27 protein-coding genes are annotated in these 26,527 nt (G+C 48.0%); 15 read left to right on the top strand and 12 right to left on the bottom strand.

Annotated elements, in window-relative coordinates; genetic code table 11:
* Positions 1-42 precede the first annotated feature (42 nt).
* Both thiL and pgpA read left to right on the top strand, forming a co-directional pair.
* A complete protein-coding gene (thiL, locus tag PQQ36_RS13260) occupies positions 43-1,011 on the top strand; it encodes a thiamine-phosphate kinase (RefSeq protein ID WP_273661651.1) in 969 nt (322 codons plus the stop codon).
* Between the two features lie 5 nt (positions 1,012-1,016).
* Entirely contained in the window at positions 1,017-1,520 is a 504-nt protein-coding gene (pgpA, locus tag PQQ36_RS13255; RefSeq protein ID WP_011078421.1) for a phosphatidylglycerophosphatase A, read from the top strand.
* A gap of 67 nt (positions 1,521-1,587) precedes the next feature.
* Here the strand turns inward: pgpA and dxs are convergent, their stop codons facing one another.
* The 3 genes from dxs to xseB are packed head-to-tail and all read right to left on the bottom strand — an operon-like array spanning position 1,588 to position 4,621.
* Positions 1,588-3,453 carry a 1-deoxy-D-xylulose-5-phosphate synthase gene (dxs, locus tag PQQ36_RS13250; RefSeq protein WP_258427614.1) on the bottom strand — a complete coding sequence of 622 codons (1,866 nt, stop codon included), beginning with the start codon at positions 3,451-3,453 and terminating at the stop codon, positions 1,588-1,590.
* 20 nt (positions 3,454-3,473) lie between these two features.
* Entirely contained in the window at positions 3,474-4,358 is an 885-nt protein-coding gene (gene ispA, locus PQQ36_RS13245; RefSeq protein WP_103194603.1) for a (2E,6E)-farnesyl diphosphate synthase, read from the bottom strand.
* A gap of 20 nt (positions 4,359-4,378) precedes the next feature.
* Complete coding sequence (gene xseB / locus PQQ36_RS13240; protein ID WP_011078418.1) at positions 4,379-4,621, bottom strand: exodeoxyribonuclease VII small subunit; 243 nt, start codon at positions 4,619-4,621, stop codon at positions 4,379-4,381.
* Between the two features lie 367 nt (positions 4,622-4,988).
* Here xseB and pomA point away from each other — a divergent pair, with 367 nt between their 5' ends.
* The 9 genes from pomA (at position 4,989) to rlmM (ending at position 12,331) form a co-directional block, all read left to right on the top strand.
* Positions 4,989-5,750, top strand: a complete 762-nt coding sequence (gene pomA, locus PQQ36_RS13235) for a flagellar motor protein PomA (RefSeq protein ID WP_011078417.1) — start codon at positions 4,989-4,991, stop codon at positions 5,748-5,750.
* Between the two features lie 15 nt (positions 5,751-5,765).
* Entirely contained in the window at positions 5,766-6,719 is a 954-nt protein-coding gene (locus PQQ36_RS13230; protein WP_026130493.1) for a flagellar motor protein MotB, read from the top strand.
* 144 nt (positions 6,720-6,863) lie between these two features.
* A complete protein-coding gene (thiI, locus tag PQQ36_RS13225) occupies positions 6,864-8,312 on the top strand; it encodes a tRNA uracil 4-sulfurtransferase ThiI (RefSeq protein ID WP_258427613.1) in 1,449 nt (482 codons plus the stop codon).
* A 168-nt stretch (positions 8,313-8,480) separates the two neighbouring features.
* The gene (locus PQQ36_RS13220) at positions 8,481-8,648 is read left to right on the top strand and encodes a hypothetical protein (protein WP_165386380.1); all 168 of its coding nucleotides are present in this window, start codon (positions 8,481-8,483) and stop codon (positions 8,646-8,648) included.
* Positions 8,641-8,793: a hypothetical protein gene (locus PQQ36_RS13215; protein WP_011149687.1), complete on the top strand. Its 153-nt coding sequence runs from the start codon at positions 8,641-8,643 to the stop codon at positions 8,791-8,793. The genes PQQ36_RS13220 and PQQ36_RS13215 overlap by 8 nt, the downstream gene beginning before the upstream one ends.
* A gap of 534 nt (positions 8,794-9,327) precedes the next feature.
* A complete protein-coding gene (locus PQQ36_RS13210; RefSeq protein ID WP_011078414.1) occupies positions 9,328-10,251 on the top strand; it encodes a transcriptional regulator GcvA in 924 nt (307 codons plus the stop codon).
* Positions 10,229-10,855 (top strand): alpha/beta fold hydrolase, encoded by a 627-nt coding sequence (locus PQQ36_RS13205; protein ID WP_045621442.1) that lies wholly within the window; start codon positions 10,229-10,231, stop codon positions 10,853-10,855. The genes PQQ36_RS13210 and PQQ36_RS13205 overlap by 23 nt, the downstream gene beginning before the upstream one ends.
* Positions 10,845-11,243: a DUF423 domain-containing protein gene (locus PQQ36_RS13200; RefSeq protein WP_013572298.1), complete on the top strand. Its 399-nt coding sequence runs from the start codon at positions 10,845-10,847 to the stop codon at positions 11,241-11,243. Before PQQ36_RS13205 ends, PQQ36_RS13200 begins: the two co-directional genes overlap by 11 nt.
* Complete coding sequence (rlmM, locus tag PQQ36_RS13195) at positions 11,240-12,331, top strand: 23S rRNA (cytidine(2498)-2'-O)-methyltransferase RlmM (RefSeq protein WP_011078411.1); 1,092 nt, start codon at positions 11,240-11,242, stop codon at positions 12,329-12,331. The genes PQQ36_RS13200 and rlmM overlap by 4 nt, the downstream gene beginning before the upstream one ends.
* Before the next feature lie 63 nt (positions 12,332-12,394).
* On the opposite strand, the gene PQQ36_RS13190 is transcribed toward rlmM, so the two are convergent.
* The 6 genes from PQQ36_RS13190 to queF all read right to left on the bottom strand — a co-directional run bounded on the left by PQQ36_RS13190 (position 12,395) and on the right by queF (position 20,631).
* On the bottom strand, positions 12,395-13,138 hold the full coding sequence (locus PQQ36_RS13190) for a DNA/RNA non-specific endonuclease (protein WP_258427612.1): 744 nt from the start codon (positions 13,136-13,138) through the stop codon (positions 12,395-12,397).
* Positions 13,139-13,374: 236 nt separating this feature from the next.
* Positions 13,375-14,154, bottom strand: coding sequence for a flap endonuclease Xni (xni, locus tag PQQ36_RS13185; RefSeq protein WP_258427611.1), 780 nt, complete (start codon positions 14,152-14,154; stop codon positions 13,375-13,377).
* A 60-nt stretch (positions 14,155-14,214) separates the two neighbouring features.
* Positions 14,215-15,591: a nucleotide 5'-monophosphate nucleosidase PpnN gene (ppnN, locus tag PQQ36_RS13180; protein ID WP_011078408.1), complete on the bottom strand. Its 1,377-nt coding sequence runs from the start codon at positions 15,589-15,591 to the stop codon at positions 14,215-14,217.
* A gap of 239 nt (positions 15,592-15,830) precedes the next feature.
* Entirely contained in the window at positions 15,831-17,396 is a 1,566-nt protein-coding gene (locus PQQ36_RS13175) for a GGDEF domain-containing protein (protein WP_011078407.1), read from the bottom strand.
* Positions 17,397-17,495: 99 nt separating this feature from the next.
* Positions 17,496-19,760 carry a tetratricopeptide repeat protein gene (locus PQQ36_RS13170; RefSeq protein WP_011149694.1) on the bottom strand — a complete coding sequence of 755 codons (2,265 nt, stop codon included), beginning with the start codon at positions 19,758-19,760 and terminating at the stop codon, positions 17,496-17,498.
* A gap of 25 nt (positions 19,761-19,785) precedes the next feature.
* Positions 19,786-20,631 (bottom strand): NADPH-dependent 7-cyano-7-deazaguanine reductase QueF, encoded by an 846-nt coding sequence (gene queF / locus PQQ36_RS13165; protein WP_065090682.1) that lies wholly within the window; start codon positions 20,629-20,631, stop codon positions 19,786-19,788.
* Between the two features lie 97 nt (positions 20,632-20,728).
* On the opposite strand from queF, the gene syd reads away from it, so the two are divergent.
* Both syd and PQQ36_RS13155 read left to right on the top strand, forming a co-directional pair.
* Complete coding sequence (gene syd / locus PQQ36_RS13160; RefSeq protein WP_045597618.1) at positions 20,729-21,274, top strand: SecY-interacting protein; 546 nt, start codon at positions 20,729-20,731, stop codon at positions 21,272-21,274.
* 3 nt (positions 21,275-21,277) lie between these two features.
* Positions 21,278-22,054 carry a Zn-ribbon-containing protein gene (locus tag PQQ36_RS13155; RefSeq protein ID WP_011078403.1) on the top strand — a complete coding sequence of 259 codons (777 nt, stop codon included), beginning with the start codon at positions 21,278-21,280 and terminating at the stop codon, positions 22,052-22,054.
* An 87-nt stretch (positions 22,055-22,141) separates the two neighbouring features.
* Here PQQ36_RS13155 and ilpA read toward each other — a convergent pair whose 3' ends face one another.
* From ilpA to metN, 3 genes are read right to left on the bottom strand one after another with little or no spacing between them, the layout of a single operon-like run.
* Positions 22,142-22,951, bottom strand: coding sequence for a MetQ/NlpA family lipoprotein adhesin IlpA (gene ilpA / locus PQQ36_RS13150; RefSeq protein WP_011149697.1), 810 nt, complete (start codon positions 22,949-22,951; stop codon positions 22,142-22,144).
* 35 nt (positions 22,952-22,986) lie between these two features.
* Positions 22,987-23,664, bottom strand: a complete 678-nt coding sequence (locus PQQ36_RS13145) for a methionine ABC transporter permease (RefSeq protein WP_101956750.1) — start codon at positions 23,662-23,664, stop codon at positions 22,987-22,989.
* Positions 23,654-24,688: a methionine ABC transporter ATP-binding protein MetN gene (gene metN, locus PQQ36_RS13140; protein WP_011078400.1), complete on the bottom strand. Its 1,035-nt coding sequence runs from the start codon at positions 24,686-24,688 to the stop codon at positions 23,654-23,656. The genes PQQ36_RS13145 and metN overlap by 11 nt, the downstream gene beginning before the upstream one ends.
* 198 nt (positions 24,689-24,886) lie before the next feature.
* Between metN and gmhB the strand changes: the two genes are divergently transcribed.
* On the top strand, positions 24,887-25,525 hold the full coding sequence (gene gmhB / locus PQQ36_RS13135; RefSeq protein WP_324167031.1) for a D-glycero-beta-D-manno-heptose 1,7-bisphosphate 7-phosphatase: 639 nt from the start codon (positions 24,887-24,889) through the stop codon (positions 25,523-25,525).
* Positions 25,526-25,563: 38 nt separating this feature from the next.
* Positions 25,564-26,511: a trehalose operon repressor TreR gene (gene treR, locus PQQ36_RS13130; protein WP_011078398.1), complete on the top strand. Its 948-nt coding sequence runs from the start codon at positions 25,564-25,566 to the stop codon at positions 26,509-26,511.
* Positions 26,512-26,527 lie beyond the last annotated feature (16 nt).

Here is a 26,527-nt window from a genome sequence, read left to right as displayed (position 1 = left end):
AGCACAATGCTGGCCTTTTTTATAACAAAGGAAAGGATTTTGATGTCAGGCGAGTTTAATCTGATTGAAAAATACTTCGTTGGCCGTCAGGCACAACGTAAAGATGTCCACCTAGCCGCTGGCGACGACTGCGCGCTAGTTAAGCCACCAAGCAACGTGCAAATTGCCATTAGCACCGATACCCTAGTATGTGGCACTCATTTCTTAGCCGATGCCGATCCCGCTTGGGTGGCGCATAAGGCGTTAGCGTCAAACATCAGCGATTTGGCTGCCATGGGCGCAACCCCTGCGTGGGTCTCATTTGCTTTGACTATGCCGCAAGCCGACGAAGCCTGGTTGGCTCCCTTTTGTGATGGTTTTTTTAAGCTGGCGGATTACTTCGGCATACAGCTCATTGGTGGTGACACGACGAAAGGTCCACTGAGTTTGACCATGACGGTGCAAGGGTTTGTCCCTGAAGGGAAAGCGATCACGCGCAGTGGTGCCAAACCGGGCGACTATGTGTTTGTTACGGGGACGCTAGGCGATGCAAAGGCGGGATTGGATGTGATTCTCGATAGCAACTTGCGTACTCGCCCAGCCGCACAAGCGCTAGAAAAAGCGCACTATATGAGTATGCCGCGGATTTTAGCAGGGCAAGCGTTGGTCGGATTAGCCTCGGCGGCGATCGATATCTCCGATGGCTTAATTGCGGATTTAGGGCACATCTTAAACCGTTCTCAGGTTGGTGTTAGCCTGGATGTCTCTAAGCTGCCGATTTCATCTGAACTGCTCTCTTTTTTGACCGAGCGCGAAACGGCTCTTCAATATGCGCTGACCAGCGGCGAAGAATACGAGCTTTGTTTTACCGTGCCCGAAGAGGTAAGAGGAACAATCGAAAGTGCCTTGGCACACGTTGGTTGCAAAGTGACGTGCATCGGGCAAATTCGTCCACATGGCTTTTTTGAACTCCATGATGATGGCACAAAATTAAACTGGGATTTGAGTGGCTTTGACCACTTTAAGGCGTAATCACCATGAACAATCCACTTGATAAAATTTCTTTAAATAATCCTTGGCATTTATTGGCAACGGGGTTTGGCAGTGGCTTATCGCCGATTATCCCTGGCACCATGGGGACGTTGGCATCCATTCCTCTGTTTTTGGTTTTCGCTCCATTGCCTCTTCCTGTCTATTTGGTGATTGTTCTCGCTGCCTGTCTAGTCGGTATTAAAATTTGCCAGGTGACGTCAGATGACATGGGCGTGCACGATCACGGCTCGATTGTCTGGGATGAGTTTGCTGGCTTTTGGATTACCATGACCATCATGCCTGCGTTGCAAATCCCCATTTCTGAGTTGAAATGGGTAGGCGCAGGGTTCGTGTTGTTCCGCTTCTTCGATATGGTCAAACCTTGGCCGATTGGCTGGTTGGATAAGCGTGTGCATGGTGGGTTAGGTATTATGCTGGATGACATTGTCGCTGGGGTGATGTCTGCCATTTCTCTCTATGTGCTCGGGTATTTTGCTGGTTGGCTATAAGCCAGAAAGGCATAAACAAAAGGGATTGGCTTTGCCAATCCCTTTTTTGTGTCTGTTCGTCTTTACTTTATTTTGCAAGATAGTGGCGAATCGCTTGTTCAATGCCTTTGGCATCTAAGCCGAGTTCTTCATGCAACTCTTCTTGAGTACCTTGATGGATGAACTTATCCGGTAGACCAAGGTTTAAGACTGGTTTCATGATCTTTTCTTGCATCATAAACTCGATCACGCCCGCACCAGCACCACCGGCAATGGCGTTTTCTTCAATCGTGATGAGCACATCATGCTCGTTGGCCAATTGACGAATAAGTGCTTCATCAAGAGGTTTAACAAAACGCATGTCTGCAACGGTCGCATTCAATGCCTCTGCCGCTTCAAGCGCGTTGGCTAAGAAGGTGCCGAAACTCAGAATGGCCACCTTTTCGCCTTGGCGAACCAAGCGGCCTTTACCAATCTCAAGCGCGGTAAATTCAGATTCGATAGGCGTGCCCATGCCATTGCCACGAGGATAACGCACCGCGCTCGGTCCTTGATGTTTGTGGCCAGTATAGAGCATTTGGCGGCATTCGTTCTCATCGCTTGGCGCCATGATCACCATGTTTGGAATACAGCGCATGTAGCTTAAATCGAACGCGCCTTGGTGAGTTTGACCATCTGCGCCCACCAAACCAGCGCGGTCAATCGCGAACATCACAGGCAGGTTCATGATTGCCACATCGTGGATCAGTTGGTCATAGCCGCGTTGCAAGAACGTCGAGTAAATCGCCACAATCGGGTTGTAGCCGCCAATGGCCATCCCGGTAGCCAGTGTCACTGCGTGCTGCTCTGCAATCGCCACATCGAAATATTGCTCTGGGTATTCTTTAGAGAAACGCACCATGCCGGAGCCTTCACGCATGGCTGGAGTGATCGCCATTAGTTTTGGATCTTGCGCGGCCATGTCACAAAGGAAATCGCCAAAAATGTTGGAAAAACTTGGCTTGCCGCCACTGTTTTTCGGCAGGCTGGTATGGGCAGGATCGAACTTTGGCACACCATGATAGCCAATCGGATCTTTTTCGGCAGGCTCATAACCTTTGCCTTTTTTGGTCATGATATGTAGGAACTGCGGGCCTTTTAGCTCGCGCATGTTCTTCAGGGTTTTGACCAGCTCCACCACATCGTGACCATCAATCGGACCGATGTAGTTAAACCCCAGTTCCTCGAAAAGGGTGCCCGGAACCACCATGCCTTTAAGATGCTCTTCGGTGCGACGAACCAGCTCTTTAATCGGCGGCACACCAGAGAGCACTTTCTTGCCACCTTCACGGATGGAGGTATAAAGATTGCCAGAAAGGACACGAGCAAGATGGTTGTTAAGCGCGCCCACGTTTTCGGAGATCGACATTTCGTTGTCATTGAGGATCACGAGCATATCGCTGTGTACATCGCCAGCATGGTTCATCGCTTCAAACGCCATGCCCGCGGTGATCGCGCCATCACCAATCACACTGACGACTTTGCGGTTTTGGCCTTCTTTTTCTGCGCAGATGGCCATACCAAGCGCAGCACTGATCGAGGTCGAAGAGTGGCCAACAGACAGGGTGTCGTACTCACTTTCTTCACGCCATGGAAAAGGGTGTAAGCCGCCTTTTTGACGGATAGTCGGCATTTGTTCACGACGACCAGTCAGGATTTTGTGTGGGTAAGCTTGATGGCCAACATCCCAAATCAGTTGATCAAAAGGCGTGTTGTAAACGTAGTGAAGGGCAACCGTAAGCTCAACGGTGCCAAGACCAGAGGCTAGGTGACCGCTTGATTGACTGACGGAGTTCAGTAAGTAAGTGCGTAATTCATCGCACAGTGTTGGCAACGTCTCTTTTGGTAAGAGACGCAGCTCATCGGGTGTTTCTGCTAGTGCCAGTGTCGGGTACTTTGAAATATCAAGAGTCATAGGTATGCGCGCTTATTGTGTTAGTTCTTGCGCTCGACGACGTATCGGGCGAACTCTTCTAAGTGTTGGGTATTGTATGGGATTGCTTCCAAAGCTTGAAGTGCTTCATGTAACAGAGTGTGAGCTTTCTCCATTGCGCCTTCTAAACCCAGCAGCGATGGGTAGGTACTCTTGTTGAGTTCTTGGTCAGAGCCTTGTGGCTTCCCGAGCGTTTCGGTATCGCTAATGATATCTAAAATGTCATCTTGTACCTGAAACGCTAACCCAATCGCAGTGGAGTACTTATCCAACTGAGGCAAAATAGCCAAACCTTTTTCGCCTGCAGCTAAGGCACCTAAGCGTACCGCACAACGGATCAAAGCGCCGGTTTTGTTACGGTGAATCTCTTCTAACTCTTCCAGCGTGACTGCGCGGTTTTCCGCGGCCAAATCCAACGCCTGACCAATGCACATGCCTTGCGCTCCAGAGGCTTGTGCCAATGCTTGGATCATGGCAACGCGTTGTGTTTCTCCATCAGGAGACAATGTACCTTCAGCGAGAATGGTGAATGCGAGCGTTTGTAAAGCATCACCAGTTAGAATGGCGGTGGCTTCGTCAAATTTAACATGGCAGGTTGGTTGGCCACGGCGCAGTTCATCATCATCCATGGCTGGCAGATCATCATGGATAAGAGAGTAAGCATGGATACACTCAATCGCTGACGCAGGTGTGTCGAGCTGCTCTTGGCTGCAACCAAGCATCTCACCGGTGGCATACACCAAAAAAGGGCGAGCACGTTTTCCACCTAGCACTAATCCATAGCGCATCGCTTGGATCAGCGCTTGATTTTGGTGTGGCAGTTTATCGAGCCAAAGATTGAGTTGTTGGTTGTTACGCTGCTGAAAAGACGCAAGGACGTCAATCATAGAGTTATCCATTTAAAACATTACTCTGCCAAGGTGGAGAAATCGCTGAGAGGAGCATCATCACTGTCGCTCAGTAAAATGCTAACTCTTTGTTCTGCTTCTGTTAGTTTAGCTTGGCTGGCTCTGGCTAATGCGATCCCACGCTCAAATTTCTTAAGAGCGTCATCTAAAGCCAGATCACCGTTTTCCAGTTGATCCACCAAATTGTCCAATTCTTCGATGGTTGCTTCGAAGGACATGTTTTCTGGTTTCTTGGTTGCCATATCTATTCTGCCTTTAAAAGAATGCCCGCAAGTTACCTTAGCACGCTGACTTGGTCAAATTTAAGCGGGCAAATTTATCTGAAAATGAGGTTAATAAGGAGGAGAATATTGACTCGCTAACAAAAAGGTTGCCCGTGAGCGTTAAAATGGCAGTAAACTTGCTATAACTTGTAAAAAGCCTCGAGATGATGCCCGGCACTTTGCCGCCTCATCGAAATAATCAAGGGTAACGGCTTTATTTTGACGCTTTGCGGCAAAATTGTGACTTGTTGGCCAAGTTTTTTCTAAAAGATCGTTACTCATTGTCGATAAAGAAAATAATCTCTTTATATTGCGGTAAATCGGAAAATAGCATGAGGAGTGCTTTGTGGATTTAGCAACCCTTTTAGGTTTGATAGGTGGCCTTGCTTTCGTCGTGATGGCGATGATTCTTGGCGGCAGCATCATGATGTTCGTCGATGTGACCTCAATCCTCATCGTTGTCGGTGGTTCAATCTTCGTTGTATTGATGAAGTTTACGATGGGGCAATTTTTTGGCGCGGCGAAGATTGCGGGCAAAGCCTTCATGTTCAAAGCCGATGAACCAGAAGATTTGATTGCGAAAATTGTCGAAATGGCGGACGCGGCACGTAAAGGCGGTTTCTTGGCCTTGGAAGAGATGGAGATCTCCAACAGCTTCATGCAAAAAGGCATTGATTTGTTGGTGGATGGCCACGACGCCGATGTGGTGCGTGCAGCACTACAGAAAGACATTGCTCTGACCGATGAACGTCACACGCAAGGAACGGGCGTGTTTCGCGCGTTTGGTGACGTTGCGCCTGCGATGGGGATGATCGGTACCCTTGTTGGTCTGGTGGCGATGTTGTCCAACATGGACGACCCCAAATCCATCGGCCCTGCGATGGCGGTCGCGCTTTTGACCACACTCTACGGTGCGATTTTGTCGAACATGGTGTTCTTCCCGATTGCGGATAAATTGGCGCTTCGTCGCGACCAAGAGACCCTCAATCGTCGTTTGATCATGGATGGCGTGTTGGCGATCCAAGATGGCCAGAACCCACGTGTTATCGACAGCTACTTGAAAAACTACCTCAACGAGAGCAAGCGTGCCCTCGATATCAACGATTAATCACGGGAGTATGTGATGGATGACGATAGCAAATGTGATTGTCCCCCTCCCGGATTACCTCTGTGGATGGGTACCTTCGCTGACTTGATGTCACTGTTGATGTGTTTCTTCGTACTGCTGCTTTCGTTTTCGGAAATGGATGTACTGAAGTTCAAACAGATCGCGGGCTCAATGAAATTTGCCTTTGGTGTGCAAAATCGCCTTGAGGTGAAAGACATCCCCAAAGGCACCAGTATCATCGCTCAAGAATTTCGTCCGGGGCGTCCAGAGCCGACACCGATTGACGTGATCATGCAGCAAACCATTGATATCACCCAGCAAACCTTAGAGTTTCATGAGGGAGAGTCGGATCGTGCTGGTGGTACTCAGCGTGACCAAGGCAAAATGACGGGCGGGCAGTCGCCTGAAACCTCGACCCAGACCAACCAAAATACTGAACAACAACAGCAACAGCAGCAATCGGAAGCCATGTCGAAAGAGATGGAAACGCTGATGGAAAGCATCAAGAAGGCCCTTGAGCGTGAAATAGAGCAAGGGGCGATTGAAGTGGAAAACTTGGGGCAGCAAATTGTGATTCGCATGCGAGAGAAGGGCGCCTTCCCAGAAGGCTCTGCGTTCTTGCAGCCTAAGTTCCGCCCGCTAGTGCGACAAATTGCCGAGTTGGTGAAAGATGTCCCTGGCATTGTGCGGATTTCAGGCCACACGGACAATCAGCGTCTTGATTCGGAGCTTTATCGTTCTAACTGGGATCTCTCTGCGCAGCGTGCCGTTTCGGTGGCGCAAGAGATGGAGAAAGTGCGCGGATTTTCTCATCAGCGCTTACGAGTGCGAGGTATGGCTGATACCGATCCTCTAGTCGACAACGATACTGAAGAAAACCGTGCAAGAAACCGCCGAGTGGAAATCAGCATTATGCAAGGTGAGCCTTTGTATAGTGATGAAATTCCAGCCATTCCTCAAGACCAGTAATTGGGTACGTGAGTTGAATAAAAGACGAGCAGAAATGCTCGTCTTTTTTATGGTTATAATTCGTGTATAATCTTGCGCCCTAAGTCCCACACCTTAGTGCAAGCTGCGGTGTGAATTGATAGCCAACAGACTGCGAATTGAACTATGAAATTTATTGTAAAGCCCCATCCAGAAATTTTTGTAAAGAGTGAGTCGGTACGTAAGCGCTTTACCAAGATTCTTGAGAGCAACATCCGAATCATTATTCAGAATCGCACTGAATCTGTGGCTGTCTTTAACCGTCGCGATCACATCGAAGTGTCGGCTAACAGCCATCAATATTACCAACAAGTGCTCGAAATCTTGACGACGACACCAGGCATTCAGCAAGTGTTGGAAGTGAAGCAATCTGACTTTAAAGATCTGCACGACATCTATGAGCAAGTGTTGGAGCTCAGCCGCGAGCGCATCGAAAACAAAACCTTTGTGGTGCGTGCTAAGCGCCGTGGTAAGCATGACTTTACCTCAATTGAGCTGGAGCGTTACGTCGGTGGTGGCTTAAATCAATCGGTAGAGAGCGCCTCGGTCAAACTGCACAACCCAGACATTACCATCAAAATTGAAGTGGTGGATGACAAACTGAACCAGATTTTGGCCCAACACAAAGGTCTTGGCGGTTTCCCACTAGGCACGCAAGAAGATCTGCTGAGCCTGATCTCTGGTGGTTTTGATTCGGGTGTTTCGAGCTATCTGCACATCAAACGTGGCTCTAAAGTGCATTACTGTTTCTTCAATCTGGGTGGCCCTGCGCATGAAATTGGCGTTAAACAAGTGGCTCACTTCTTGTGGAATAAATATGGCTCATCGGCCAAAGTGCGCTTCATCTCTGTTGACTTTGAACCTGTAGTGGCAGAGATCTTAGAGAAGGTTGAAGACGGTCAAATGGGCGTGGTACTAAAACGCATGTTCATGCGTGCAGCCGGCATGGTTGCCGAGAAGTTTGATATTCAAGCTTTGGTCACCGGTGAAGCCCTCGGCCAAGTATCAAGCCAAACTTTGACCAACTTACGCCACATTGATGTGGTGACGGATCGTTTGATTCTCCGTCCCCTAATCAACTGGGATAAAGACGAGATCATTAAAGTTGCACGTGACATCGGCACCGAAGATTTCGCCAAAACCATGCCAGAATACTGTGGCGTGATTTCGAAGAAGCCAACCGTGAAAGCAGTCAAAGAGAAGCTAGAAGCGGAAGAAGCCAACTTCAATTTCGACATCTTGGAACAAGTGGTACGCAATGCTCGTCAAATGGACATTCGTGATATCGCGAAAGAGTCGGCGCAAGCAGCGCCAGAAGTAGAGCAAGTTCAAGCGATTGAAGAGCACGCTGTGGTGCTGGATATTCGTAGCCCAGATGAAGAAGACGACAGTCCGCTAGAGATCGATGGTGTTGAGGTAAAACACATTCCGTTTTACAAGCTCAGTACTCAGTTTGGTGACTTAGACCAGTCGAAAACGTATCTGCTTTACTGTGCTCGCGGTGTGATGAGCCGTTTGCAAGCTCTCTACCTACAAGAGCAAGGCTTTAACAACGTTAAAGTGTATCGCCCATAGCGGTGATGTGTTAACCCTGATGTCTAAAAATCCGAATGCCTGCATTCGGATTTTTTATTGCCCACGTCCAAGGTTTTATAAATCTGAACCTAGGTTAAATTCTCTTTGATTTTTATGAACACAGGCTTGAATTAGCATTATGGCGGAACGGGTAAACGGGGATGCACCATGCAAGATGAAGAGTGGCTTGAACAAATAGAGATCAGTTTAACAGAAGAAGAGATCGAAGCATTGGGGTGGCAGCCCAAACGAAATTGGTGGGCGATGGGGTGTTTTGTGATTTTGGTTGGCCTCAGTGGCATCATTTCACTGTGGCGGAGACGCAGGCATGAATAAAGCCCAACGAGAGGTAAAAGAAATACTCAAACACAGCGTGCTTTGGACTCTCTATTTTGTCGCGATTCTTGCCGTGGCACTGGTGGTAATCTATACCCAAGTAACCTCGAGATGTGAGTTTCAGCGAGAGTTAACTGGCGTTTAGACAAGGCATCGATTTGAAGGTCTAGTCGCTCTACATCGAGAATCGATAACGCAGTATGAAGGCCAGTTAAACTCGCCCTTGGGAGCGCATATTCTGTCTCATTTCTGTGTCATAGAACTTGGAAAGGGCTCGTCATTCCGCTGCGTTCTCTTCCTTGAACTGAACCAGAATATGAAGCTCTGAATCCTGCATCTTGAAGTCACTTGGGTATATCACTGTGATGTGAGCATATTTCGCAGATAAAAAAACACCGCCTAATAGGCGGTGTAACAAATTTGACAGACAGGTCAAAAATAAATACAGGAAGTATAGGTTTTGTCACAGGGAGTTGGACAAAACACTACGGTAGAAATCTACCTAACTCGAAATACGAGTTTGCAAACACAACATCGCAACAACTAAGCCAATTGATTTACAAAGAAATCAAGCCGTTCAGGCTAGCGTTGCGGGGTGAAATATAGAATTTATCTGGCTGTTCTACAACGGACAAATTATAATGTTTCAGATTAAAAAAACTAATGGTTAGAGAGCCGTATGTCCCGAAGATTGCCCCCACTGAATTCCCTTCGTGTATTCGAAGCCGCCGCTAGACATCTTAGTTTCACTCGAGCTGCAGAAGAGCTCTTTGTCACTCAAGCGGCAGTGAGTCATCAGATCAAAGCGCTTGAAGAGTTTCTTTCATTGAAACTCTTCCGCCGCCGCAACCGTTCTTTACTCCTCACTGAAGAGGGGCAAAGTTACTTTTTAGACATCAAAGATATCTTCTCAGCACTCGCGGAAGCGACCGATAAGGTATTGGAACGTAGCGAAAAAGGGGCATTGACCATCAGTTTGCCACCGAGTTTTGCCATTCAATGGTTGGTACCAAGATTGGCGGATTTCAATGCTAAAGAGCCAGACATTGACGTGCGAATCAAAGCGGTGGACATGGACGAAGGCTCTTTGACGGACGATGTGGACGTGGCGATTTATTACGGTCGTGGCAATTGGCCGGGGTTACGTGCCGATAAATTGTACCAAGAATATTTGATCCCACTTTGTTCACCTTCATTACTTTTAGGTAACAAACCATTAGAATCTTTGCAGGATTTAAAACGACATACGTTACTCCATGACACCTCCAGAAAAGATTGGAAACAATTTGCTAAGGAAAACGGTCTGGATGAGGTCAATGTCAACCAAGGTCCGATTTTTAGTCACTCGACCATGGTTCTGCAAGCGGCGGCTCACGGGCAAGGGGTAGCCTTGGGCAACAATGTATTGGCCAAACCAGAAATGGAAGCTGGCCGTTTGATTGCACCCTTTGATGAAATATTGTTGTCGAAGAACTCGTTTTACGTCGTCTGCCATGAACAGCAAGCTGACATGGGCCGTATCGCGCGATTTAGAGACTGGATGCTAGTGACCGCGCGCAAAGAACAAGAAGAGGTGTTAGATGAATCTGCCATGCATTATTGATGGACCAGACAACGGACCACTGTTTATTTTTGCTCACGGTGCAGGGGCTCCGATGGAGCATGCTTTTATGACCTCGGTGGCTCAAGGATTGGCAAAGGAAGGGATTCGTGTGGTGCGTTTCAATTTCCCTTATATGGCCAAACGAGCTGAAGATGGCAAAAAACGCCCACCGGATCGCGCGCCGAAATTGCTGGAAGCCTTTTCCGAAGTGATAGCATCCGTGACCGATGACCCCGTGATCATTGGGGGGAAGTCGATGGGCGGACGCATGGCGAGTTTGTTGTCGGAGCACCCCCTCGTGAAAGGGATTGCCTGTTTAGGTTTTCCGTTTCATCCCCCCGGTAAGCCTGAAAAGTTCAAAGGTGAGCACTTACAAACATTGAGTAAACCGACGTTGATTTTGCAAGGTGAGCGAGACACGTTTGGTACTCAAACTGAGTGTCAGCAATTTGAGTTCTCCTCAATGGTGCGTTTGGCGTTTTTGCCTGACGGCGATCATAGTTTTAAACCGAGAAAAAGTTCTGGCTATACAGAAGCCGGCAATGTGCAGTTGGCGATTGAGCAGTTGTGCGCTTTTATTAAAGGAGTTGACGATGAAAAGTAAGTGGTTACTCACTTTTGTTGGTTTCTCAGGCGCATTGGCGGTCGCACTTGGCGCGTTTGCCGCTCACGGACTCAAAAGCCAATTGTCGCCGTATTTGTTAGGTGTGTTTGAGACGGGCGTGATGTACCAGTTTTGGCATACCCTCGCCATCGCCCTGTGCGCCGTTCTGCTGTCTTTGCCGACTGGAGAGAAAGCGCAAAAATATTTTTTCCGCGCGGCAATTTGTTTTATCATCGGCATCTTTTGCTTTAGCGGCAGCTTATACGCCCTCGCATTAACTGGCATAAAATGGTTTGGCCCCATAACTCCTATGGGAGGCTTGCTGTTTATTATTGGTTGGATAATGTTGATGTTGGCAGCTTTAAAAACGAACGAGGTATCTCAGTGAAACAATTAATGCTCTATTGTCGTCAGGGCTTTGAAAAAGAGTGTGCTGGTGAAATTCAGGACAAAGCGACTCAGTTAGAGGTTTATGGTTTTCCACGTGTGTTCAAAAACGCAGGGTATGTTCTGTTCGAATGTTACCAAGATGGGGATGCCGATAAACTGGCACGTGAACTGGACTTCAACGCGCTGATTTTTGCGCGTCAAATGTTTGCGGTTGCAGCAGAGTTCACCGAACTGCCGAGTGAAGATCGCATTAGCCCAATCCTTGCGGAGCTGGGTGAGATCGACGCGTTCCCTGTTTGTGGTGATTTGCGTATTGAAACACCCGACACCAACGAAGCAAAAGAGCTGTTGAAGTTCTGTCGCAAGTTTACCGTCCCAATGCGCCAAGCATTACGTGGTAAAGGCTTATTGCTGGCGAAAGAAAATGCCAAGAAGCCAGTGTTCCACCTTTGCTTTGTTGCGTCAGGCCACTGCTTTGCCGGTTACTCTTATTCGCACAATAATTCGCGCTTCTTTATGGGTATTCCACGTTTAAAATTCCCGGCCGATGCACCAAGCCGCTCAACGTTGAAGTTGGAAGAGGCTTTTCATGTGTTTATTCCGCGTGAAGAGTGGGATACGCGTTTGTCTTCGGGCATGTGGGCGGTGGATTTAGGCGCGTGTCCTGGTGGATGGACCTATCAGCTAGTGCAGCGCTCTATGTTCGTTCACTGTGTGGACAACGGTATGATGGCAGACAGCTTGATGGAAACAGGCCAGATCAAGCATCACATGGTGGATGGCTTTAAATTTGAGCCAGACCGTAAGAACGTGACTTGGTTAGTGTGTGACATGGTGGAAAAGCCAGCTCGCGTGGCGCATCTGATGGGCGAATGGCTCATTAAAGGGTGGGCGAAAGAGACCATCTTTAACCTCAAGTTGCCGATGAAAGGTCGTTATGACGAGGTTTTACAAGACATTGAAAATCTTAAGACCTTCCTGATTGAGAACAAGGTGAAGTTTAAGCTGCAAGCGAAACACCTTTATCACGATCGCGAAGAGATCACCGTACACATTCAGGTGCTATCGAACATTTCTCCGCACTAAGATGAGTTGAAGAAACGGTTCGCTAAAAAACGCTCCTCGACATGAGGAGCGTTTTTGTTTGTGTTAGTTCGACGTTGGCCACATTTCCCACACCTGTGCTTCCATGCTCGCTTCTGTGCTGTCATCGACAGCTGAGAAGAAGTCAAGTTGGGTCAATCTTTCGACCTCGTCAATCGTGGTGATGAAGTTCGCTAGCTCACTGCCAGAGACATCTCGGTGTGGCACGACAAACGCAATCGCGTCATTAAACGCAGGGTCAAGAATGACTTTGAAAAAGGCGCTAGGAATGACCACTCCGTTACCAATCGCGTTTTCGCCACCTTGGTAAATGGGCCCAGTGACGACGTAAAGCTCGTTATATTCATTGGCAAGATCACGAACATGCTCTTCCAGCAAACGCCAACCCACGCGATTAAAGCCCGGTAACTGCGGTGACATGTTGCTCATCAGGAAGCTTTGTTGCATTGACTGCTGACTGAAATCCATCGCCGCTGACGGGGCAAGATGGCCTCTGTCGTAACCTGATTTGCTGTAATCCGCTAAGGTGGAGCGAGCATAGTCGGGCAGTTCGGCATCTTCTTTAAAGCTGTTGCTGCGCTTATAGGAAGCATTCACACTCTCTGCCGTAATATGGTAGGCCACCCAATCGGCGTTTTTGGTGTTGTAGTTGTAACCTACCGCGTAGCCATCGCGGCAAAGCACTTGATCCGGTTGTGTGGAGGGCATGCCTTTGTCGAGGTGTTGGCCACAAATTTCAGCCGCAGCAGGTAAAGCAAATAATAGTGATAGTAGGATGAGGTTTTTCATTTTCATTACTCCTTGTTAGAGAGTGGTGAAAATAGAGTAAATGCTCATCAATGCTGTGATGTTGATAATAAATTAATCAATACTCAGTAAGGTATTGATTAATTTGTTGTTATTGTTGTGAATGTAACCCATTACACAACAATAACGTTTAACATTTATTGATGGTGTTTTGTGATGCACTTGGTGGGATTTGCACGGTCAATGTGTTCTGACTGGCAAGGCGTTGTTCTTGGAAATTAACGGGCCTCATTAGCGGTAAAACGCAGATCTTGCAGGTTAAAACCGAGTTCAATATCGGTTTTGAGTGCCGAGACTCGTTTGCAACGGCGAGCTAACTCGATATGTTGCTCGAACTTAGTGCGATATTTCTTTGGTAGATCCGGCGAGAGAAAAGCCTGTTCGATATCGTCAAATTGGCTGAGGATCTCTTTGGCTGCTTTTGGGCCAATGCCGGGAATGCCGGTCACTTGACTGGAACTGATGCCCGTCAGGCCCCAATAGTCAGAAAGCTGTTGAGGTTTTACGCCAAACTCTTGTTCAATAAACGGCTGATCTAACCAACGGTGTTGGAAGTAATCGCGAATCTGCAGAGTGGGAGAAAGGAGTTGGCAGTAGCCTTTATCGGTTGAAATGATGGTGACCTTCTCACCGTGTTGCGCGACTTTGCACGCTAGGGTGGCCACTAAGTCATCGGCTTCATCACCTTCAGAAAGCAGCGAATCAATACCCAACTGCCACCATGCATCTTGTATTTTCTCCAAACCATTGAGCAAAGGTTCTGGCATCGGCTTTCGCCCTTGTTTGTATTCTGGAAGGATCTCTGCACGCCATCCTCGGTCGCTACCAAGATGATCAAACACCGCGACGATATGCGTAGGATGACTTTCATTAATGATTCGCTGCAAGGTACGACAGGTGTTTTGGATGGTGTTGGCTATGTCTGTCGGGTCCGGTTGAGCCGAGTGGACACGACGGATCAGATTGAGTGCATCGATGATAACAAGATGAATAGCCATAGAAAATTACAGTATTGAAAAGGGGCCTAAGGCCCCTGAGTGTAACGTAAATCGTATGGACTATCGACCGCCATTTTCCGCTGACGCGATCTTATAGCAAGGTTCATATGCACTGCCGCCGGGCAGTTTCATACGGTGCTGGGCGACGAAATCGCGCAGCAGTTTGTCCATTTTTTTCATCAGTGCAGGGTCACCATCAATAATGAATGGCCCTTTGCGTTCGATCTCGCGAATGCCTTCGGCTTTTACGTTACCCGCCACAATACCTGAGAAGGCACGGCGTAAGTTAGCGGCCAGTACTTGAGGCTTCTGATTGAGATGCAGATCCAAACTTGCCATAGAGTCGTGTGTGGGTTCAAATGGCAACTGGAACTCAGGCTCAATCTTTAAAGACCAGTTGTAGCTGTAAGCATCGCCTTTGTCTTTACGGTGCTGACGTACTGCTGGCATCGCTTGTTTCATCACACGGGCAACCTGAGCTGGGTCATCAATGATGATTTGGTAGTGCTTCTGACCTTCTTCCCCCAAAGTAGCACCAATAAACGCATCCAGTGAGCGGAAGTAAGCCTCGCTCTCTTTAGGGCCTGTTAAGACGATGGGCATCGGCTGATCGGCGTTTTCTGGATGCATCATAATGCCCAGTATGTAGAGCAGCTCTTCAGCAGTACCGGCACCACCCGGGAAAATGATGATGCCATGCCCCATGCGGACAAATGCTTCTAAGCGTTTCTCGATATCAGGCATGATCACCAATTCATTGACGATCGGGTTTGGCGGCTCAGCGGCTATAATTGAAGGCTCGGTTAAGCCCAAGTAACGTTGCGTACTGTAGCGCTGTTTGGCATGACCAATTGCGGCGCCTTTCATTGGCCCTTCCATCGCGCCCGGTCCACAGCCAGTACAAATGTTCAATTCACGCAGGCCGAGCTCGTTCCCCACTTCGCGCGTGTATTGGTACTCAACAGGGTTGATGGAGTGACCGCCCCAACACACCACCAGATTTGGCTCAATACCAGGAATCAAAGCGCCAGCATTACGCAAAATACCAAAAACAAGGTTAGTAATGTGGGTGGCATTCGTGAGGTTAAGGCGTTGGTTATCCGCAAGGTGCATGTTGACGTAAACAATATCACGCAGCACAGAAAACAAATGTTCTTGGATACCTTTGATGATCTCACCATCGACAAAGGCGTGCTCAGGCGGATTGGTGAGCTCTAACTTAATGCCACGCTCACGGCGCACTACGTTGACATCAAAAGATTGATATTTGTCGAGCAGCTCTTTGGAGTTATCCGTGTGGCTACCTGAGTTCAACACCGCTAACGTACAGTTGCGGTAGAGTTGGTAAAGCTCACTAGAGGCGGTTTTTTTCAGACGCTCAACTTCAAGTTGAGAGAGCAGATCCATACTTCCTGCTGGGCTGATATGAGTAATCATATGGCCTCCTTGCTTAGCATTGTAATTAACAGGCAGAGATCCACGAGGAAAAATAATGGTTGTTATTGAATCCGATAAGCGCGTGAATCTCTGTTCTATGCCGAGAAAAAATCTCGGCAAAACACGTCATGAATGTAGTTAGCTTAGCAAAGTATGAGCAAAAAGAAATGTGATAACTAATTGAAAAAACTATAACTGATGGTGAAATTTCGTCTGAGCGGTTAATAAATGACCACTCATTAACGCCATTCTAGCTGTTTTTTTCCACGTCGTTTGCATTCGTTGAGCATGATGCCTAGGCGATCCACCACGTATTCCGGATTATCCGACTCTTTAAAAGCCACGGAAGCGGCGCTGAGCGTGATGGTGATTTGTTGTTCACGGAATTTGAACGGTAGTTTGCTGACTTCTGCTTGAATGTGCTTAATCAGCTCGAGTGTGTACTCTTCACTTTGCTCTGGAATGAGCAAGATAAACTCTTCACCACTAAAGCGTGCCACGGTATCGGTGTCGGCCGCCGCTTTGCGAATGGTTCGCGCAATGATCTTCAATGCTTTGTCGCCAGCAGAGTAGCCATAGCTATCGTTGATGGCTTTAAAACCATCAATGTCGAGCAGTACCACACGCAGATTGTGCTGTGCGCGGATCCAGCGACGATATTCAAGTTCAAGACGATCGTTAAAGGCGGTGCGGTTATACACCTTAGTGAGGGGATCAAGCAGCATGCGCTGCGCCTGATCTTCTAGGCGTTTACGATAGTCTTGGGTAATTTCAAATACCGCTTCAAGTTGATTTTTGTTGTATTGCAGTCTTTCTTGTAGCGCTTGTTCTTTCTCTTCCGCCAGTTGCAAACGTTGAGACAACGAGGCCATTTGCGCTAACAAGGGGGAAATGTTGTTTTTGAGCTGTTCGAGCTCGGTTGCATTGTCCAATGAAGCCTGGCTTTTCGCCACCAATCCTTCTAACTCTCGATTGAGCTGTTGGCGATGTTCAAAATACGTTTGGCTTTGGTCAACGTTGACGTGAGAGGTTTTTAAGTTGGCAGCGAGTGAGCCATTAAGCTGTTCTAGGAAATGCTCGGATGATTTTCTTTCAAACTTCGTCCCTTCAATCACCAGTTTGAGCACTTGAAGCGTCAGTTCTAGTAGTGACTCGGTGGAAACACCCAACAACAGCTTAGTGCGGATATCCAATAACAAGTCGCCCGATTCGCCTTCAAAATCCAGTTCCGTGATCACGTGTTGTAGCTCTGCGGAGAGGCAGTCTAGCTGCGAGCGATCGGGAGTATCACTGAGTTCATTAAAGTTGATTCGAGAGTTGGAGGTGATGATCTTCAGCGCACGTTCGTAAATATTGAGCAGACGTACTGCTTGATCGACATTGCGCGCTTTATTGACGTCATTGAACGTCATTAAACTGCGCAATTCGCGTTTTAGTTGTGGGGGAAGCCCAGCGACGCGCTGTAAAGTCTCACCGCTGTGCTTAATCTGTTCGTCGAGAAAACCGCTCTGTTTATCCATAGCCACTGCTTGTTGTCTGAGCATTCTTTCTAACACGGCAAGGCGTGGAATAAGAGTGCTTACATCTTTTTGTTGTTCAAGTTCCTGCTGAACCGCCTTCAAATGCTGCGTGAGCGTCGGGTCGCCCCCCTGGCATGCTGCGCTCAGGGAAGTAACGATGCGCTTCAGAACTTGTTGTTCACGCTTAAATTTGAGTGACGAGTCGCGATGTGTCAATCGAAGTTGGTCTAATTGACAACTTAACTGATGCAGCTGCGATTGAATATCGGATTCCAGAATGCCCATTAAGAACTACAACACGGTCCATGTACGACTAAAGAATGAGTTCGATAATAACAAAAAACATTATAGCGTCATCTCTCTTACGGTTTGATTGCTTGAGAATTATTCACTTTTTAATAATTTTTTGAGGTTGTCCTCATTCTGATACGACGAGTGTATCTTTATTAAGCCTTGATGGATGGCCTGCTGGCAGGCATTTCTTATGTTACCAGTTGCAAGGCTTGCTGCGGGGGCATTCTCTATAGCTTTAAGATAAACGTAATGGCTGCACTTGTCTGTCAAACTGACTTCACGAGCAAGATGAGTTGCGAGCAACAGCAAATCAAGCAGCTCTTGATCGTTGATCGCCGTGTAGGCGCGCGGCAAAAATGGGTAATCGGCCATGCCCATTCGAACGGTTCGGTTGACCGCGTGTTCAGCGGCAAACTCATCTACCCACGCTTGCACTTTACTAAAAACCGCCTCAGCTGAATAATCGCGCTCGGCATTGGGTTCGATGTAAAGCAGATTTGCATCCGAAAAGTGGTAGAGGCGCGCAGGTTTTTGGATTTTCTCACTCATGAACGCACCAAAGGCGCGCTCAAGTTCTAGGCCCGCTTTATAGCCATGCTGCACGTACATGCTGCGCAAAAACGGCAAATCAATCATCACAAAGCGTAAGCGATCGTTGAGCGGCTCGTGGATCAGTTCACCCAGCTGCCATTGCTCAAACGTTTCATTGGCTTTGCGCAATGAATTTGAGAGTTTCACGTTCAACATGCGCAGATTACGTAGCTTTGAGCGTGAGTGGGTGTACAGATCGCTCGTAAGCTGCTCGATTTGCGCCGACTGCCGTTGCAGTAACACGCCGCGTCTCATGAGCAATAAGAAAAGCACGAGAGAGAGCAAGAATAGCGCAAAGGCGATTTTCTGGAATTTGGCGTGCTCCACCGTTACTTTTTCGAGTTGTTGTGCTTGGCCAATGTAGTGAATGGTCTGCTCGGCAAATTCTTTTTGTTGGCGGAAGGCATCTTCACTGATTTGGTTCAGTTCTTTTTGTTCAATACTGACCAAATTATTGTAGCGGCGCAGATTTTGTAGCGATAACGCGTATTGTGCTGATTGCTCGTAACCCAAAGAGAGCAGTTGGTAAGCGTTCTGCTTCACGCTCAGTTGTTCTTCTGGCTGCGCGTTGGCAATCTCCAACGCTTTGTTGGCGTTGCTGATCACCGCTTGGCTGTCATTTTGGTAAAACGCCAATCCTGCTTTCATTAATGCCGCTTTGGCTTTTAACTCGGGAATATCGGAAAACTCGAGAACGTCTTCGGCGCGCTCTAGGTATTGCTCTGCCAGTGGGTAGTTATAGAGTTGCAGATAGGTGGCGGCAAGGTTCAAACGAATGCTGATCACCTGCTTGATGTTGCGAGCCGAGCTGTCATGGTCGAGCACATTGAAGTAGTGCACTAATGCTAAGTTGTACTTGCCTTGGCGGAAGTAGATATCGCCCATTTGCTCCATCACTTGTGCAAGGATAGGGGAGTTGGGGTAGCTATCGTAAAAGTCGGCTGCCTGCGATAAGTATTCAAGGGCTTTGTCGAGTACGCGTCGCTCTTCAAACAGTTGTGCCAAAAGGCGGTTTACTTTGGCCAGTCGAGCGCTCTTGTTGCCTTCCACCGCTTGCCAATAACCAAACAGCAATTCAGACAGCGCCAAGTTGTACTTTTGATGGCTCAGATAAAACTCACCCACCGCGATGTGGTAGTCGATAATGATGTTTTCTGAGCGGGTGTTTTTGATCAGCTCTTTCGCCTGCGCATAATATTGCTCAGCTTGTTGCAACGCATTCTGCTGGGAAGCGAGCAAGGCTTGTTGCATCAGCAAACGGTATTTCACACTGTCGCTCATTTGCAATGAGTTAGTGGCCTGCTCCAACTGTTCACTAATCTGCTTAAGCGCTTGCTCTGCCGTCGCGTAGTCCTTGCTGTATTGCCACTCCAACTGGGTACGCATCAGTTTGACTTCCATCTCAAGATAAGGGAGATGGAAGGTTTTGCTCAGTTGTTGCGCCGTCTCTAGCTGCATGAGAGCCGATCGTTGATTACCAAGAGCAAATTCCGCTTGCGCGAGGATTTTGTATGCTTCAACGCTGCCACTTGGGGTGCGCAAAGTGCGATCGGCGTCTTCACGAGAAATCGCCGACGGACTTTTTTCTTGATTGTCAGTTAATTCGCGTTGGGTGAGGTAATTCTGCACGATTTTTTTTGCTTGGTCGGGTTCAATTTCCACCAATTGCTCAGCCTCAGTGAGTAGCACTGAGGAGAGCGGGTTCGCTTGCACTTGCATGCAAACCAGCAAAAATAAAACTGCGAAAAACCGTTGCCAACGCATAGTGAATTCCTTTTTGACAGACGTGTTACTGACGAGCCATTCGATGATTATGATCTGGCTTCGCTTGCTCGGTTGAACGGTATGGATTGATGTCTAATCCACCGCGGCGAGTATAACGAGCAAACACCGTCAGTGATTCTGGCTGACAATATTTCATGAGGTCGGTGAAGATGCGCTCTACGCACTGTTCATGGAACTCATTGTGTTCGCGGAATGACACAAGGTAGCGCAACAGTTTTTCGCGATCAATCTTGTGGCCTTGGTAGCGAATTTCGACGCTGCCCCAGTCCGGTTGATTGGTGATCAAACAGTTCGATTTGAGCAGATGGCTGTGCAGCGTTTCTGTCACCCACTCTTCGCCCGCAGCGCCTTCGAGCAAGCGGTCATCAAAATCGTAACTGGATATGTCGATGTCTTGTTCGTCGATGCATTCCCCTTCCATCGTCACGATAGGTTGCTGGGTGTAGTGAGTGACCGAATTCACCTCCACTTCCACCGCTTCGCCTGCGCAATGAGAAAGATCGGTAATCAAGCGTTGACGAACTTCTTCCCAGCTAGCAAAACGGGTTTGGTTGTAGCTGTTGAGGTAGAGTTTGAATGACTTTGATTCAATCAGGTTGGCGCTGGTGGCTGGGATATACACTTCACCGACCGCGACCTGAGGCAACCCTTTGCTGTTGAGCCAAGAGAGCTCATATAACGTCCAGATGTCGTGGCCCATAAAGGGCAGCTCATCACCCAACTGAAGATCGTCACGGTTGAGGCTACGTGGTACAGGCTGTAGCAAGCTAGGATCGTATTGGTTGGCGTAGTCGGTTTTCTTACCCAGCGTTAGGCCAGCAAGCTCTTTCGCGTCAGAATATTTGCTCATACTTTGCGGTCATTTTCGATTAGAATGGCGGGAATTTTACTGAATCCATCGTTTAAAAGCCATCTTGTTGGCTCACAAGGTATAGAAGGAGTTATTCATGTCATCTCCAGTTTCACTGGCACTTGCTGACTTTAGTCAACGTTTTCAAGCAGCGTGGCAAGCACAGCACAACGCATTGCCTAGCAGTGAAGAGTTGGCGGATTTGCCTTCTCCTTGCGTGGTGGAGTCAAAAGGAGATGAAGTGCTCTGGCGCTCAGTGAGCCTGTCTGCGCCTGCGGACTTCGCCAATGTTGAACAGGCGATTGAGTTGACACTGCATGACGACATCAAAGCCTTTTATGGCAGTCAATTGAGTGCCGATATGACAGCCACGTGGGAGGGTAATGAGCTTACGCTGTTGCAAGTGTGGAATGACGATGATTTTACTCGCCTGCAGGAGAACATTTTGGGTCATTTAGTGACGCAACGACGTCTAAAACTCAAACCAACGGTGTTTATTGCCGCAACCGATGCTGAGTTAGATGTTCTGTCGATTTGCAATATCACCGGGAATGTTGTGCTGGAGCGATTGGGCACTTCTCAGCGAGATGTCTTGGCGGAAAACGTCACCGAGTTTCTTACCAAACTCCAACCAATGGTGTAACCGATGTACGTAGTTGAATTGCAGTTTGAGTGTTTCGACAACACCACCATCAGCGCGGTCGATAAAGCGATTAATGGCCTAATGGATGCGTTGCGTTATAACGGCCAAGTGCTGGGGCGTGAGTTTCCGATTGTGATGGGCGATGGGGAATTTTTTGTTCGTGCGGTTTGCCCTGAAAAAGAGAGCTTACACCCGCGTTATCATTCGGATTATGTGCGCGTTTGTTTCAATCGACTTTCAGAGGCGGCGTTACTTGCGCCCAAAATGCGCTTGCTGGGACGAGACATTAACTCAGAAGAAGCGGCAGAAATCGAAACGCCAAGTTGGCAGGTGCTGTATACCACTTATGTGCATACCTGCTCGCCGCTGAGAAGCGGTGAAACTTTGCTGCCAATCCCTTTGTATCGCAATGGCCCGACGTTAAATGGCGATCACAAAGCGGTGATTAAGTGGCAAACCGAATGGCAAGCGTGTGATGAGCTGCAGATGGCCGGGGCGTGTCGCGCCGAGCATGCCGCACTGCATGAGATGTGCGACGTGGACAGTGTCTTGTTCAAGCGAGGTTGGGATCTTCGTGGCCGTATTGAGTACATCACGAAAGTGCCGACCTACTATTACCAATATCGTGTTGGCGGTCATTCGCTCGCCGAAGAGCAAGCGCGCAAGTGCCCGAAATGTGGTGGTGAATGGCTACTCGATGAGCCACTGCACGATATCTTTTATTTCAAATGTGACGACTGCCGTATCGTCTCAAACATCTCTTGGGATCATTTGAAGTAGCAAGTGGCATCTCAACATGCAAAAAGGGTTGGCGCTCTCACACCAACCCTTTTTTGTTTTGATGAACTTCGACTTTTGCTATCGAAATTACCAGCCTTTTACAACGCCGCCTTTGAAGATTTCTTTTGCTGCCGTGTAGACTTCTTCAGTTTGGTAGGCTTTAACAAAGTTCTGTACATTTTCGTTTTGAACGTTGTCTTGGCGAGCCACAATCAGGTTCACGTATGGAGACTCTTTGTCTTCAACAAATACGCCGTCTTTTTCCGGAGTTAGGTTGATAGAGCTCGCGTAAGTGGTGTTGATGATAGACAGAGCCACGTCGTCAAGTGAGCGTGGAAGCTGAGCAGCATCGAGCTCGACGATAGTGATGTTCTTTGGATTCTCAACGATGTCACGAACGGTCGCAAGTAGGCCTACTTCTGGACGTAGTTTGATCAAACCTTGTTGCTCAAGAAGCAGCAGAGAGCGGCCAAGGTTGGTTGGATCGTTTGGTACCGCAATACGCACGCCGTCAGCCAACTCTTCGACCGATTTCACTTGCTTTGAGTAGCCCGCGATAGGGTAAACAAAAGTATTGCCAGCGATGGTCAGTTTGTAACCACGGTCTTCCACTTGACGATCTAGGTATGGTTTGTGTTGGAACGCGTTGATATCGATAGAACCGTCATCCAATGCCGCGTTTGGTGTCACGTAGTCAGTGAAGGTGACCAATTCCACGTCAAGGCCGTATTTTTCTTTGGCTACTTTCGCAGCGACTTCCGCAACTTGCGCTTCGGCACCCGCCATAACGCCAACTTTTACTTTGCTCGTGTCAGTCGCTTTTTCGCCACAACCAGCCAATACCAATGTTGAGGCAGCAGCAATAATGGTCAGTAAACCTTTAAGGCTAAATTTCATAGTAAATCTCCTTATTATTTTGAATCTTTCAATGCTTATCTGTGGTCTACACGGCGCACGATGGCGTCACCGATAGACTGAATAATTTGTACCAACACAATCAACATCACCACAGTGACCGCCATGATAGTGACATCGTAGCGGTGGAAACCGTAGCGAATGGCTACGTCACCGAGACCGCCGCCACCAACGGTGCCCGCCATGGCAGAGTAGCTCACCAATGTTACCAACGTAATAGTGACGGAGTTAACAATGGTCGGCAATGCTTCAGGAAGCAGTACCTTAGTGATGATTTGTAGTGGTGTTGCACCCATCGATTGTGCCGCTTCAATCAGGCCAGTTGGAACTTCCAACAATGCTCCTTCAATCAGGCGCGCAACAAATGGGATAGCCCCAATGGTGAGTGGAACAATCGCTGCTGTAGTGCCGATAAATGTCCCCACTAACAGTTTTGTGACGGGAATGATCGCCACCATCAAGACCAAAAATGGCACCGAGCGGCCAATATTAACAATGGCGCCAAGTACGTTGTTGAGTTTGGTGTTTTCAAGCAAGCCGCCTTTTTTGGTGGTGTGCAGAATCACGCCCAAAGGAATACCAATCGCAAAACCAACGACGCCAGCAACGGCAACCATATAAAGCGTTTGCCAAGTCGCGCCCAGCAGCAGGTCAGTGTTCAAACTGAGCCATTGAGATAGGTCATTAAAGGACATAACCCAGAACCTCCACTTTTACGTTGTGCTCGCGCAGGTATTCAATCGCTGCGTTATCGTCTTCTTCGTTACCAAACAGTTCTGCGACCATCATGCCAAACTTCACTCCGCCGGCGTAGTCGAGATCGGAACTGAGAATGCTGATGTCGATGTTGTATTTACGAGAAATCTGCGACACCAAAGGTGCATCAACCGTCGCGCCGGTAAATTCCAAACGCACTAAAGGATAGCTGCCTGCGACGCGAGTGGGTTGCAAACGCACTTGGTAATCTTCAGGAATAGAAAGATCCAGTGTTGAGCGGATAAAATCATGCGCCAATTCCGTTTTAGGATGGGCAAAAATTTCACCGACGGTGCCTTTCTCAACCAATTCACCGCCACCAATGATTGCTACTTCGTGACAGATGCTTTTCACGACATCCATTTCATGAGTGATGAGCAAAATGGTGATTTTCAGCTTGCGGTTGATCTCTTTGAGCAACTCCAAAATGGATTGAGTGGTCGCAGGATCCAGCGCGCTGGTGGCTTCATCACACAGCAGTACTTTGGGATCGCTGGCCAATGCTCGTGCAATCGCCACACGTTGCTTTTGACCACCACTTAAGTTGGCTGGATAGCTTTCGTGCTTGTCGGCCAAACCAACCAGCTTCAGAAGTTCCGTCACTTTGCTTTGGATTTGCTCTTTGTCTTTTCCAGCCAACTCTAATGGCAGTGCAACGTTGTCAAACACAGTGCGAGAAGAAAGCAAGTTGAAGTGCTGGAAAATCATGCCGATATTGCGGCGAGTTTCGCTGAGTTGCTTTTTACTCAATTTTGTTAAATCAACACCATCCACCACAATGGAACCACTGGTTGGTGCTTCTAACATGTTCACGCAGCGGATCAGCGTGCTTTTCCCTGCACCCGATGATCCGATCACACCAAAAATGGTGCCTTCTGCGATGTGTAAGTTAATGTCTTTCAAGGCATGGATTTCCTTACTGCCTTGATAGAACACTTTATTTACTTGGTTAATTTCAATCATTTCTCAACCTGTGCAGGGACAACAGAATAATATTTTGAGCTCTAGCTCACTTTTCAGATGATGCTATGGCTTTCGTGTTTTTAAGTCAATAGATATTTTTACGTCTAGACGTCTAAACGTTCATTTAAGGCTAGCGGATTTGCTATGAGTTAGTTGATATTCGTATATAGAGGGTGTTTTGACGATGTACCTCACGGCTTGGAAACTCGCAATGTAGCGCTTTTAAGGTATAATCTCGGCTTATATTCCTTTGTGACAGAGACAGATACTTTGGCAAAACCAGCTGTTTTTTTGGATCGTGATGGCGTGATTAACGTTGATCATGGTTACGTTCATGACGAGCACGACTTTGAATACATTGAAGGTGTGTTTGAGGCGACGAAGGCCCTAAAGGATATGGGGTATCTTTTGGTGTTGGTCACCAATCAGTCGGGGATTGCCCGCGGCAAATTTAGCGAAGATCGCTTCCTTTCTCTGACCCAATGGATGGATTGGAATTTTGCGGACAACGGCGTTGAGTTTGACGGCATTTATTACTGTCCGCACCATGCAGAACACGGTGTGGGGGATTACAAACAAGATTGTGATTGTCGCAAACCAAAACCTGGGATGTTTATCTCAGCGCGTGATTTCCTCAAAATCGATATGGCTCGCTCAGTGATGGTGGGTGACAAAGCCGAAGATATGATGGCTGCCGAAGCGGCAGGGGTTGCAACGAAGATTTTGGTACGCACTGGAAAACCTGTTACACAGCAGGGTGAGCAACTGGCAACCGTGGTGCTCGATAGCATCCGTGATGTGCCACTTTATGTAAAAGAACAAGTAAAAGGTCGCTAAGCGGCCTTTTTATTATTGAACGTCTTTCTTGGCCTATTATGAGCAAAAAGCTGACTATTCTTGATATTGCCCGTTTGTCTGGGGTCGGTAAATCGACCGTCTCGCGCGTGCTGACCAATGATCCCAAGGTAAAACCTGAAACCCGAGCGAAGGTAGAACAGGTGATACAAGATTCCGGTTATGTGCCTTCTAAATCCGCTCAATCGATGCGTGGCGGTAGCCAGAAGGTGGTTGGGGTAATTATCTCGCGTCTCGACTCTCCCTCAGAAAATCGTGCTGTCGGTAGTATGCTTAATGTGCTGTATCAAGCGGGATACGATGCGGTGATCATGGAGAGTCAGTTCGATCGCGAGAAAACCAACGAGCACTTAGAAGTGCTGCGTCGTCGCAATGTCGATGGCGTCATTGTGTTTGGCTTTACCGATATCGATCTACAAACCTTAGCCAGTTGGCAAGATCGAGCCGTGGTGATTGCCACGCCTGCAGAAGAGGTGTCTTCGATTAACTACGATAATCAGCGTGTGATTGAGCTGGCGTTAGAACACTTGCAATCTTTATCGCTGAGCCATATCGCTTATATCGGTGTGAATAAAGAAGATAAAACCACGGGCTGGTCGCGTTTAAATGCCTACTTGTCGTGGTGCCAAAAACACGATGTTGAAGCTCGTTATCAAACTGGCAAACTCAACCATGAGAGTGCTTATCACTTAGTTGATGAGGTGTTAGCGGAAAACACTCAAGCGATTGTCTGTGCGAGCGACACCTTGGCTTTGGGCGTCATCAAGCGACTTCAAGAACTGGGGCGCGAAGAGGTTTGTGTCACCGGTGTGGGTGGCAATGAGTTGCTCTCTTTTCTTTTTCCAAAGGTGTTCAGTGTCGATCCCGGTTACAAGCAAGCGGGAGAAAAGGCCGCTAAGATGCTGATTTCTCAGATGAATGGTGAGGAAGCTATCTCGCACATCACTCAGGCACCGATCCAAAACTAACCCTTTCATTTTTCTT

Source organism: Vibrio sp. CCUG 15886, from assembly GCF_028570825.1.
GTDB lineage: Bacteria > Pseudomonadota > Gammaproteobacteria > Enterobacterales > Vibrionaceae > Vibrio > Vibrio vulnificus_B.
This window is presented reverse-complemented; position numbering and strand designations above follow the sequence as displayed.

What these genes read in the sequence shown, in the direction of transcription:
- thiL (WP_273661651.1), top strand. Translation starts at nt 43, where the DNA reads ATGTCAGGCGAGTTTAATCTGATTGAAAAATACTTCGTTGGCCGTCAG.
- pgpA (WP_011078421.1), top strand. Translation starts at nt 1,017, where the DNA reads ATGAACAATCCACTTGATAAAATTTCTTTAAATAATCCTTGGCATTTA.
- dxs (WP_258427614.1), bottom strand. Translation starts at nt 3,453, where the DNA reads ATGACTCTTGATATTTCAAAGTACCCGACACTGGCACTAGCAGAAACA.
- ispA (WP_103194603.1), bottom strand. Translation starts at nt 4,358, where the DNA reads ATGATTGACGTCCTTGCGTCTTTTCAGCAGCGTAACAACCAACAACTC.
- xseB (WP_011078418.1), bottom strand. Translation starts at nt 4,621, where the DNA reads ATGGCAACCAAGAAACCAGAAAACATGTCCTTCGAAGCAACCATCGAA.
- PQQ36_RS13230 (WP_026130493.1), top strand. Translation starts at nt 5,766, where the DNA reads ATGGATGACGATAGCAAATGTGATTGTCCCCCTCCCGGATTACCTCTG.
- thiI (WP_258427613.1), top strand. Translation starts at nt 6,864, where the DNA reads ATGAAATTTATTGTAAAGCCCCATCCAGAAATTTTTGTAAAGAGTGAG.
- PQQ36_RS13220 (WP_165386380.1), top strand. Translation starts at nt 8,481, where the DNA reads ATGCAAGATGAAGAGTGGCTTGAACAAATAGAGATCAGTTTAACAGAA.
- PQQ36_RS13215 (WP_011149687.1), top strand. Translation starts at nt 8,641, where the DNA reads ATGAATAAAGCCCAACGAGAGGTAAAAGAAATACTCAAACACAGCGTG.
- PQQ36_RS13210 (WP_011078414.1), top strand. Translation starts at nt 9,328, where the DNA reads ATGTCCCGAAGATTGCCCCCACTGAATTCCCTTCGTGTATTCGAAGCC.
- PQQ36_RS13205 (WP_045621442.1), top strand. Translation starts at nt 10,229, where the DNA reads ATGAATCTGCCATGCATTATTGATGGACCAGACAACGGACCACTGTTT.
- PQQ36_RS13200 (WP_013572298.1), top strand. Translation starts at nt 10,845, where the DNA reads ATGAAAAGTAAGTGGTTACTCACTTTTGTTGGTTTCTCAGGCGCATTG.
- PQQ36_RS13190 (WP_258427612.1), bottom strand. Translation starts at nt 13,138, where the DNA reads ATGAAAAACCTCATCCTACTATCACTATTATTTGCTTTACCTGCTGCG.
- xni (WP_258427611.1), bottom strand. Translation starts at nt 14,154, where the DNA reads ATGGCTATTCATCTTGTTATCATCGATGCACTCAATCTGATCCGTCGT.
- ppnN (WP_011078408.1), bottom strand. Translation starts at nt 15,591, where the DNA reads ATGATTACTCATATCAGCCCAGCAGGAAGTATGGATCTGCTCTCTCAA.
- PQQ36_RS13175 (WP_011078407.1), bottom strand. Translation starts at nt 17,396, where the DNA reads ATGGGCATTCTGGAATCCGATATTCAATCGCAGCTGCATCAGTTAAGT.
- PQQ36_RS13170 (WP_011149694.1), bottom strand. Translation starts at nt 19,760, where the DNA reads ATGCGTTGGCAACGGTTTTTCGCAGTTTTATTTTTGCTGGTTTGCATG.
- queF (WP_065090682.1), bottom strand. Translation starts at nt 20,631, where the DNA reads ATGAGCAAATATTCTGACGCGAAAGAGCTTGCTGGCCTAACGCTGGGT.
- syd (WP_045597618.1), top strand. Translation starts at nt 20,729, where the DNA reads ATGTCATCTCCAGTTTCACTGGCACTTGCTGACTTTAGTCAACGTTTT.
- PQQ36_RS13155 (WP_011078403.1), top strand. Translation starts at nt 21,278, where the DNA reads ATGTACGTAGTTGAATTGCAGTTTGAGTGTTTCGACAACACCACCATC.
- ilpA (WP_011149697.1), bottom strand. Translation starts at nt 22,951, where the DNA reads ATGAAATTTAGCCTTAAAGGTTTACTGACCATTATTGCTGCTGCCTCA.
- PQQ36_RS13145 (WP_101956750.1), bottom strand. Translation starts at nt 23,664, where the DNA reads ATGTCCTTTAATGACCTATCTCAATGGCTCAGTTTGAACACTGACCTG.
- metN (WP_011078400.1), bottom strand. Translation starts at nt 24,688, where the DNA reads ATGATTGAAATTAACCAAGTAAATAAAGTGTTCTATCAAGGCAGTAAG.
- treR (WP_011078398.1), top strand. Translation starts at nt 25,564, where the DNA reads ATGAGCAAAAAGCTGACTATTCTTGATATTGCCCGTTTGTCTGGGGTC.